This is a genomic window from Collinsella sp. AF04-24 (assembly GCF_003465685.1).
GTDB classification, from domain to species: Bacteria; Actinomycetota; Coriobacteriia; order Coriobacteriales; family Coriobacteriaceae; genus Collinsella; species Collinsella aerofaciens_AP.
Map to the genome: position 1 here is coordinate 25,157 of NZ_QSBK01000013.1, position 9,168 is coordinate 34,324.

The 9,168-nt window shown below is 62.0% G+C and carries 7 protein-coding genes; 5 read left to right on the forward strand and 2 right to left on the reverse strand.

Features of this window, described 5'->3' with window-relative positions; all coding sequences use genetic code 11:
* On the reverse strand, positions 1 to 978 hold the full coding sequence (gluQRS, locus tag DWV32_RS06470; RefSeq protein ID WP_117757658.1) for a tRNA glutamyl-Q(34) synthetase GluQRS: 978 nt from the start codon (positions 976 to 978) through the stop codon (positions 1 to 3).
* A 556-nt stretch (positions 979 to 1,534) separates the two neighbouring features.
* Between gluQRS and DWV32_RS10315 the strand changes: the two genes are divergently transcribed.
* Complete coding sequence (locus DWV32_RS10315) at positions 1,535 to 3,478, forward strand: DUF2207 domain-containing protein (RefSeq protein WP_187361835.1); 1,944 nt, start codon at positions 1,535 to 1,537, stop codon at positions 3,476 to 3,478.
* Between the two features lie 139 nt (positions 3,479 to 3,617).
* On the opposite strand, the gene DWV32_RS06480 is transcribed toward DWV32_RS10315, so the two are convergent.
* A complete protein-coding gene (locus tag DWV32_RS06480) occupies positions 3,618 to 4,259 on the reverse strand; it encodes a GNAT family N-acetyltransferase (protein ID WP_117757635.1) in 642 nt (213 codons plus the stop codon).
* 278 nt (positions 4,260 to 4,537) lie between these two features.
* On the opposite strand from DWV32_RS06480, the gene purH reads away from it, so the two are divergent.
* From purH to DWV32_RS06500, 4 genes are all read left to right on the forward strand, one after another.
* Positions 4,538 to 6,145 (forward strand): bifunctional phosphoribosylaminoimidazolecarboxamide formyltransferase/IMP cyclohydrolase, encoded by a 1,608-nt coding sequence (gene purH, locus DWV32_RS06485; RefSeq protein WP_117757636.1) that lies wholly within the window; start codon positions 4,538 to 4,540, stop codon positions 6,143 to 6,145.
* 246 nt (positions 6,146 to 6,391) lie between these two features.
* Positions 6,392 to 7,099, forward strand: coding sequence for a hypothetical protein (locus DWV32_RS06490; RefSeq protein WP_233540423.1), 708 nt, complete (start codon positions 6,392 to 6,394; stop codon positions 7,097 to 7,099).
* Between the two features lie 179 nt (positions 7,100 to 7,278).
* Positions 7,279 to 7,950 carry a response regulator transcription factor gene (locus tag DWV32_RS06495; protein ID WP_117757638.1) on the forward strand — a complete coding sequence of 224 codons (672 nt, stop codon included), beginning with the start codon at positions 7,279 to 7,281 and terminating at the stop codon, positions 7,948 to 7,950.
* Between the two features lie 9 nt (positions 7,951 to 7,959).
* Positions 7,960 to 9,003 carry a sensor histidine kinase gene (locus tag DWV32_RS06500; RefSeq protein ID WP_117757639.1) on the forward strand — a complete coding sequence of 348 codons (1,044 nt, stop codon included), beginning with the start codon at positions 7,960 to 7,962 and terminating at the stop codon, positions 9,001 to 9,003.
* The last annotated feature ends 165 nt before the right edge of the window (positions 9,004 to 9,168 follow it).

The following is a 9,168-nucleotide window of genomic DNA, read 5'->3' on the forward strand; positions in this document are numbered from 1 at the left end:
CTACTCGACCGTTACAGTGATGTTCTCCCGATGCGCGCGGATGACGTCCCAGCTAAAGTGCTCGACCAGCTGCTCGGCGGTACGCGGCGTGGTGTCCGGCGCGATGCCTGTTTGCCCGGCGAGCCATCCCAACAGTGCCTCGGGTGTGCCAAAGCGGGTGCGGAGCTCGCCCAGGTCCAGATCGCAATCGCGCTTGGAAAGGCGGCGGCCGTCCGGCGACATGAGCAGCGGAATGTGCGCGTAGCGCGGTGTGGGCAGTCCCAGCAGATGTTGCAGATAGATCTGGCGCGTCGTGGAACCAAGCAGGTCGCATCCGCGTACGATCTCGGTGACGCCCATGGCAGCGTCGTCGACCACCACGGCCAGCTGATAGGCAAACACGCCGTCGCTGCGGCGCACCAAAAAGTCGCCGCACTCGGTGGCGAGTGCCTCGCATTGGGCTTCGTACGTGCGGTCCACGAATTCGATCACGTCGCCGGCGAGGTCGTCGACGTCGGGCACACGCAGACGCGTGGCCGGAGCGCGCAGGATGCTGCGGCGGGCAACCTCCTCGGCAGAAAGGCCTCGGCAGGCGCCGCGGTAGATGGGCGTGCCGTCGCTCGCGTGCGGCGCGCTTGCGGTGTGGAGCTCGGCGCGCGTGCAAAAGCAGGGATAGGTGAGGCCGGCGTCTTGCAGCTGGTGCAGGGCGTCCTCGTACAAGTCCAGGCGATCGTGCTGGTAGTAGGGGCCTTCGTCCCACTCAAGCCCCAGCCAGGCTAGGTCGTCAATCAATTGGGCGGCAAGTTCCGGGCGCTTGCAGCGATCGTCCAGGTCCTCGATGCGCAACACGATGCTGCCGCCCTGGCTGCGGGCCGAAAGCCACGCGCACAGGCAGCTGAACACGTTGCCCAGGTGCATGCGGCCCGAGGGCGACGGGGCAAAGCGGCCCACGACCGGCGCGAGGGCGGGGGCGAGCTTGCTGTTGGGCGCCGTCGACATGGCCACGGCGGGTGTTGCTATGTTGCATGCGTTGATATCCATGCGGACGAGTATAGCGCGGGGTGAGGTGAGGGGGCGTCGTCGATGCTCGCGAGTTGCCGAGGCTGCGTGTTGTGCGCGGCGGGCACCGACTGAACACCTCGATTACCGCCCCAAGCTCAGCCCCTTCAACCCCTCAAACGACAGAAACCCCGGCAGCTCTTCGCAACTGCCGGGGTTTCCGCGGAAAAGGGGGACATGATCCTCAAGCGAACGGCAAAGGGGCAAACCGTTTTCGCTCAACTGCTTTATGCCCCTCGCTCGCCGGCTTAATCGGCTCACGCCGCGCCCACACAAAGCCGCTACACCTGTGACGGAGCTATGAAGTGGTATCTATGCCGGAGCGGGCTATGCCAAGGAGTGTCCCAGATTGCCGGCAGATAAGGAACGTCCCCAGGTGCCGGTCGCGGGCGTGACTTTCGTCCCGTTTAATACTCCGCTGACCTAGATGTTCGTCACATGAACCCGCAAACGTGGGACAATGACGCTACTGGTATCACAGACAAAGGATGTGCCTATGAACGCCCCCGTTGCCAAGACCTGTCGGCAGCGCTGCCCGTTTGCGCGATTTGCTTACATTTGCGCGCTCGTCGCGTGCGCGCTGCTGCTGCTACCCGCCGTTGCACGTGCCGACGGCTACTCCATGACCCAAACCTATATCGGTGCCACGGTCGAGGCCGATGGATCGCTGACCGTTGTCGAGGGACGCCAGTTTGATTTCGACGACGACATCAACGGCGTGTTTTGGGAGATCAATACGGGCACCAACCAGCAGGGCGGCACGGCGGGCGTTGACGTGCTGAGTGTCGAGGAAGAGGACACCGCGTTTAACAAAGTCGATAGCGCGAACAAGGGCGATTCTGGCGTCTACACGGTCGAGCAGGCCGGTGACGGCGTAAGGATTAAGGTGTTCAGCCCCCACGAGAGCGGCGACAGCGCAATCTACTACGTGAGTTATTCCATGACCGGTGCGGTTATGAACTGGGCCGATACCGCCGAGCTTTACTGGAAATTTGTGGGTGACGGCTGGTCGGCGGATTCCGATGACGTCGAGATGGAAGTGTATTTCGCAAATGCCGCTGCCGGGACGGCTGCCGTCAAGGGCGATAACTTCCGCGCATGGGGCCACGGTCCGCTGACGGGCGACGTGTCACTCGATGAGGACGAGCCCATGGTCACCTATACCATTCCCTGCGTGCATCAGGGCGAATTCGCCGAGGCACGCATCGCCTTCCCCAGCGACTGGGTGCCGCAGCTTGCCGCCTCGGGCGAAGAGCGCATGTCAACGATCCTGAGCGAAGAAAAAGAATGGGCCGACGAAGCTAACGCCCGCCGCGCTCACGCTCGTATGATTGCCATTGCACTTGCCGTGCTAAGTGTTGTCGCGGCGGTGGCCTTTACCGGCACAATCATTGTGCTCAAGCTGCGCCGCCGCAAGCCCAAGCCGCTGTTCCAGGACGAGTACTTCCGTGATGTGCCCTCGGCCGATCACCCCGCCGTGCTTTCGGCCCTCATGAGCTGGAACGAGGTGCCCGATCAGGCATATATTGCCACGCTCATGAAGCTTACTGACGACCGTGTGATCAAGCTGGAGCAGGCGACCGTGACCAAGGCCAAGAAGGGTCTGTTGGGGCGCGAGAAAGAAGAGCAGACATATCGCGTGACGGTGAGTGATGCGGGCTGGAAATCGGCCAAGGGCATTGACCACATGGTGCTCAAGGTCTTCTTTGCCGGCGTTAAGCCCGACGAGAACGGTGATCGCTCGCGCACGTTTGACGAGCTGCAGCACTACGTCAAGCAGCACGCTACGCCCGTGGGCGACAAGCTCGAGGACTATCAGAACACCGTTAAGGGCAAGTTGGCCGATAGCGAGTATGTTGCCTCGGACGGCATTGTCGCAATGGTGTTCTGCCTGGTTCTTGGTATTCTGATCGCCTTTGTTCCCATGGGATCCATTTTCTTTACCGACGGCGCACAGGCGAACATTATCGCCGCGGTTATCTCGGTGCTGATTGTGCTGGTGGGTATTGGCGTGGGCCTTACGTTCCGCCGCTTTACGCCGGAAGGTGCCGAGGTAGTGGCCCGCTGCAAGGCGCTCAAGCATTGGCTCGAGGACTTCACGCGCCTAAAGGAAGCCGTCCCGGGCGATTTGGTGCTGTGGAACAAGCTGCTGGTGATGGGTGCGGCGCTGGGCGTTTCGAAGGAAGTCCTGCGTCAGCTTGCCGAGGCGGTGCCTCCCGAGGTGCGCGAGGCCGACGGTTTCTACGACAATTACCCCTGCTACTGGTGGTACTACCATCATTACGGCATCGATTCGCCGCTCGATTCGTTTAACGATGTGTATCACGAGAGCATCCGTGAGCTGGCTTCGAGTTCCGATAGCTCGGGCGGCGGCGGAGGCGGCGGCTTCTCGGGCGGCGGCGGTGGTGGCGTCGGCGGAGGCGGCGGCGGAACGTTCTAACGGTCGTAAGCTATGGGATGGGCTTTTCTCGACAGCCGTCGGGGAAAGCCCATCCCCTTTTTATGCGCTACCTACGAAGACCGTCCCCAGCGACTAGCCATTTAAGAACGTCCCCAACGACTGGGTATGGCTGCTGAGCCTAGACGGTTAGGTCCAGCTCGTAGAGGAAGCTTTCGCGCGGCATGGCGTGGCGGCGCTCTTCGCGGTTGGCGCGGTGCGTGGCCGTGCGCTTAAAGCCGTGCAACTCGTAGAACTTCCACGAGCAGTTGGAGTCGGTGTACAGGTGCGCCCTCGTCGCTCCAAGCGAGGACAGGTGCGAGACTGCGGCATCGAGCAGAACCGTGCCAACGCCCAGGCCATGGACATCGCGATCCACGGCAAGCAGCGTGACCTCGTTGTCGTGCGGCAACGGGCTGCTCTCGAGCAGACGGTTGTTGGTTCGGATGGTTGCGCGTACAAACGAGAGATACTCGGCGCAGGCATCGGGCTCCAGCTCACGCATCTGCGATAGCAGCGCGCGTTCGGTATCCATCCAATGTTCCTTAACGGTGGCGCCGGAGCTCTGTCCCGCACGCGCGAGCGAAATGCCACGCGCCTGACCGTCAATCACCGCAACCTGCGAAAACGTCGACGACGAAAGGCAGTAGGCAAGGTCGCACGCGGCTTCGAGGCGGTTGTACTCATCGTTATCCGAGTTGTTGTGCCAAAGCTGCTGCAAGATCAGCGCGATGGCGTCGAAATCTTCGGTATCAAACGGTCGGTAGAGAACCCGCGAGACCATGGTGCCTCTTTCTATTGCGGATACATATCGAGCACAGTTCTACCACGCCATTGGCATCTAATTATGGTGCCCCTGTGTTCCATCAACTCACCGTGCCCAGCGGCGCTCTTGCAACCCCCCGCTCGCAAACTTTTTCTGCACAGCCGTGCGTTGCGGGATGCAACGTCGCGCTCGATGCGCTACATTGAATCAGTATTTTCAATGCCGCTGCGCGAGCGCTGCAGATCGACGTATCACCGACTCACAGAGCACGGCGGCGTACCAGACAGGAGGACTGCATGGGATCTGATGTGAAGATCGCACGCGCGTTGATCTCGGTTACCGATAAGACGGGTGTCGTCGATTTCGCACGGACGCTGGTTGATGACTTTGGCGTCGAGATCATCTCTACGGGCGGCACGGCTCGTGCCATCGAGGACGCGGGCGTTCCCGTAACCCCCATCGAGGAGTTCACGGGCTATCCCGAGATGATGGACGGCCGCGTTAAGACCCTACACCCCAAGGTTCACGGCGCGCTGCTGGCCCGCCGCGATTCCGAGCAGCACATGCAGGAGGCCGCCCAGCACGGCATTAAGCTGATCGACCTGGTCGTCGTCAACCTGTACGAGTTCGAGAAGACCGTCGCCAACCCCGAGGTCACCTTTGCGGATGCCATCGAGCACATCGACATCGGTGGCCCCTCCATGTTGCGCTCTGCCGCCAAGAACGCCGCGAGCGTTACCGTCATCTCCGACCCGGCCGACTATGATGCCGTCCTGGCCGAGATGCGCGAGACCGGTGGCTGCACCACGCTTTCCACCCGTCGTCGCCTGCAGGTGAAGGTCTACCAGACCACCGCCGCCTACGACACGGCTATCTCCCGTTGGCTTGCCGCCCAGGCAAGCGACGTGGCGGACACCTCTGCCAAGCTCGAGATTTCGCTGGAGAAGGTCGACGACCTGCGCTATGGTGAGAATCCTCAGCAAAAGGCTACGGTCTACCGCTTTGCCGAGGGCTGCGAGAACACCGCGAGCTCTCAGTTCCCGCTTGTGGGCTCCGAGCAGATCCAGGGCAAGCCGCTCAGCTACAACAACTATCTGGACGCCGATGCCGCCTGGAACCTGGTCCGCGAGTTCGACGAGCCGGCCTGCGTGATCCTCAAGCATCAGAACCCCTGCGGTTCCGCCGTTGCCGAGGACATCACGGCCGCCTACGACCGCGCTTTCGCCTGCGATCCCAAGAGCGCCTTCGGCGGCATCATCGCCTGCAACCGCGAGGTTCCCTTTGAGCTGGTTGAGCACTTCGCCGACCAGAACAAGCAGTTCGTCGAGGTCATCATCGCCCCGAGCTACACCGATGGGGCGCTCGAGCGCATGGCCAAGCGCCCCAACCTGCGCGTGCTGGCTACCGGCGGCGTGGACCACGGTGCCCAGGTGGAGCTGCGCTCCATCGACGGCGGCATGCTGGTGCAGGAGGTCGACCACGTGACCGAGGATCCCGCGACCTTTACGTTCCCCACCGACCGCAAGCCCACCGACGCTGAGATGGCCGAGCTCGAGTTTGCCTGGAAGGTCTGCAAGGGCGTTAAGTCCAACGCCATCCTGGTCTCCAAGGGCAAGGCCGGCATTGGCATGGGCCCGGGTCAGCCCAACCGCGTTGACTCCGCACTGCTCGCCTGCGAACGCGCCGAGGACTTTTGCGAGCGCGAAGGCGTGGAGAAGGGCGGCTTTGCCTGCGCAAGTGACGCGTTCTTCCCGTTCCGCGACAACGTCGACGTGCTTGCCGCACACGGCGTGACCTGCATCATCCAGCCCGGCGGCTCCAAGCGCGATGACGAGAGCATCCAGGCCTGCAACGAGCACGGCATCGCGATGGTGTTCACAGGTGCCAGGCATTTTAGGCACTAGGGCTTTCCCAAGCACCCGACCTTGCCCCTCAAACCGTCGCTTGCGTACATTTAGTACGCGGCGCTCCTCTTTCGGGGCAATCTCGGGCACTTGGAAAACCCTTAATGGGATGTTGTTCTATCCCATTAAGCTGATCGGTCGCCTGACCATATCGTCAAAATAATCTCTGCAAAAGACGGTCGCTCCGTTTGGAGGGCCGTCTTTTTGGTATAAGAGGACGGAATGACTAACACGAAAGGTACAACCATGCCCCAGATTGATGATGCCGAGTTGTTTGGCAATGCCGAGGATCAGCGTGCGTACGAGGACTTTTGCGCCAATCAAGAGGCGGTCGAGAAGTTCACGCTCGACAAGCCCGCGCTTATCTGCCGCTGGCGCATGTCCACCAAAAAGGTGCCCATGCTCAACCGTCACATCCGCGCGCTGTCCGAGCGTCTGGTGCAGGGCGAACCGCTTACCCATAACATGCTCAGCTGGGCTAAGCAGCACGTTGAGTGGTCGCTTGCCGAGGGCGATTACACCGCGCACGACGGCGTGCTCATGCTGGTGATCGACGTTAACGGCAATGCCGCCATGACGGTGGGTGAGTACGCGCCGCTGGCCGATACTTCGGCCAAGGCGCTGCGTGCCCGCTCCGCCGAGGCCCGCTCCGAGGCCGACGAAACCGGCGTGGCGCCCGAGCTGCTCGCTGCCGTCAGCAACGGCGAGCTGGCCTTTGTGGCGCCGGCGGACGAGTGCCTGTGTGGCACGGCGACGCTCATAGAGCAGCTGGCCCAGACCAAGGGCATCCCGGTCACGCGCGTGGACATTCCCGCACAGCTCAAGGGCGCCTTGTTCCTGGTAAGCGACGAGCACGGCGTGGTGCCTGCCACCGACGCCGACGCCGCCGAGTCTGATGCCGCGACGGTCGCCTTCTTTGCCGACGGCTACGAAAAGCTTCGCGCCCGCCGCTAAATGATTATTCTGGGACGGGGATTAAAGAATCATTTTGGTTCCCGCCACCGCTGCGAGTGCGAGGCGGACAAAACGCCCCCGCTCGCGAACAGTTCTGTCACCTTGGCGACGTGCGTGGCGCGCACCTGCAGTTTCGCAGCCATAATGGTGGCAAGACAATCAAGAGGGGAGCGGAATCCATGGCGCTAATCTATATCGTTGAGGACGACGAGCCCATTAGTCGTGAGCTTGTCGACATCCTTGCCCGCGCCGGGTTTGAAATCGAGGCCTGCGAATCGTTCGAGCATGTCTCGCGCGATATTCTCGCCGCCGCGCCCGACCTGGTGCTGCTCGACCTCACGCTTCCCGTCAAGGACGGCCAGCATATCTGCCACGAGGTTCGCCGCGAATCCGAGGTCCCCATCATCGTCCTCACCTCGCGCACGACCGAGATCGACGAGGTCATGGCCATGACGCTCGGCGCGGACGACTTTGTTCCCAAGCCCTATAGCGCGCGCGTGCTCGTGGCGCGCATCAACGCACTGCTGCGTCGCACCGCGGCGTCAGGCGAGCGCAGCACGCTCGTCCACAAGGGGCTGGAGCTCGACCTCGCCCGCTCTATGGTCACCAACACGGCGACCGGCGACAGCACCGAGCTCACCAAAAATGAACTGCGCATTCTCTCGCTGCTCCTGAGCCGCGCGGGCAAGATCGTCTCGCGCTCGGCCATCATGCAGGACCTGTGGGACTCCGACGCCTTCGTGGACGACAATACGCTCACCGTCAACATCAACCGCCTGCGCACCACGCTCGAAAAAATCGGCATCAAGGGGTATTTGACGACGCATCGCGGCCAAGGCTATTCGGTCTAGGGGCCGGCTATGTCGTTTGGCAAGTTCTTTAAAGATGCACTGCTTCCCGTCGCCGTGTGGACGTGCGGCGTGCTGCTGAGCTGCTTTGTGCTGACGGTCGCCGGCGCACCCGTTTCTATCGTGGTCGTGGCGGTTGGCGTGTCCTTTATCTTCGGTATGCTCGGCATCGTGATCGAGTACGCTCGCCGTCGCCGTTTTCTGCGTCAGTTGGAGCGCGCGGCAGAGGAGCTCGAGAGTCCCGCATGGGTGCAGGAGATGGTGCAATGCCCAACCTATGCCGAGGGCGAGCTCGAGTACGAGGTCCTGTGCCGGGTGGGCAAAGCCGCCTGCGACGAGGTTGCCGAGGGCCGGCGTCAGACCGAAGACTATCGCGACTATATCGAGAGCTGGGTCCACGAGGCCAAGCTGCCCCTGGCGGCGGCTCACCTGATTCTGGAAAACCTCGACGGCGGCGCAGATGACCCAACACGTGTCGATGACCTGGGTCGCGAGTTGGCTCGCGTGGAACGCTATATCGACCAGGCGCTGTACTACGCGCGCTCGGAAGTCGTGGAGCGCGACTACCTGATTCGCCGCTGGGACCTTAAGACCTTGGTGACGGGTGCGATTAAGGCCAACGCGCGCGAGCTCATTGCGGCGCACGTGGCTCCGGTGTGCGAGAACCTCGACTTCGAGGTCTTTACCGACGAAAAATGGCTCGAGTTTATCCTGGGCCAGCTCATTCAGAACAGCATTAAATATGCGCGCGAGGACGGCGCGAAGATCGTGTTTTCGGGCGCGTTACTGGACGAGGGCCTGGCGAGCGAGCGCATCGAGCTCACCGTTGCGGACAACGGCTGCGGCGTGTGTGCGGCAGACCTGCCACGCGTGTTCGAGAAGGGCTTTACCGGCGACAACGGCCGCACCACCAAGCGCGCAACGGGCATCGGCCTCTACCTGGTGGCGCGCCTATGCTCCAAGATGGGCATCGACGTCACGGCGGCATCCGACTCCGGCGAAGGCTTTGTCGTAACGTTCGCCTTCTCGACGAACAAGTTCCAATGCTTTGAGTAGCCGGGCCGTCTTGCGCTGCGGACGGCTATGTTCCCGAACGTGAACTTAGCTAAGGCAACTGGCGTTATGTTCCCGAACGTGAACATAACTATGAGGCTCAAATGGATCTCCCAAAACAAAAACGTGCAGCCCAAACAAAACGTGCCGCCCCAAACGGGGCGGCAC

Excerpts from the sequence above, each read along its gene's own strand:
- gluQRS (WP_117757658.1), bottom strand. The coding sequence starts at position 978 with ATGTCGACGGCGCCCAACAGCAAGCTCGCCCCCGCCCTCGCGCCGGTC.
- DWV32_RS06480 (WP_117757635.1), bottom strand. The coding sequence starts at position 4,259 with ATGGTCTCGCGGGTTCTCTACCGACCGTTTGATACCGAAGATTTCGAC.
- DWV32_RS06490 (WP_233540423.1), top strand. The coding sequence starts at position 6,392 with ATGCCCCAGATTGATGATGCCGAGTTGTTTGGCAATGCCGAGGATCAG.
- DWV32_RS10315 (WP_187361835.1), top strand. The coding sequence starts at position 1,535 with ATGAACGCCCCCGTTGCCAAGACCTGTCGGCAGCGCTGCCCGTTTGCG.
- purH (WP_117757636.1), top strand. The coding sequence starts at position 4,538 with ATGGGATCTGATGTGAAGATCGCACGCGCGTTGATCTCGGTTACCGAT.
- DWV32_RS06500 (WP_117757639.1), top strand. The coding sequence starts at position 7,960 with ATGTCGTTTGGCAAGTTCTTTAAAGATGCACTGCTTCCCGTCGCCGTG.
- DWV32_RS06495 (WP_117757638.1), top strand. The coding sequence starts at position 7,279 with ATGGCGCTAATCTATATCGTTGAGGACGACGAGCCCATTAGTCGTGAG.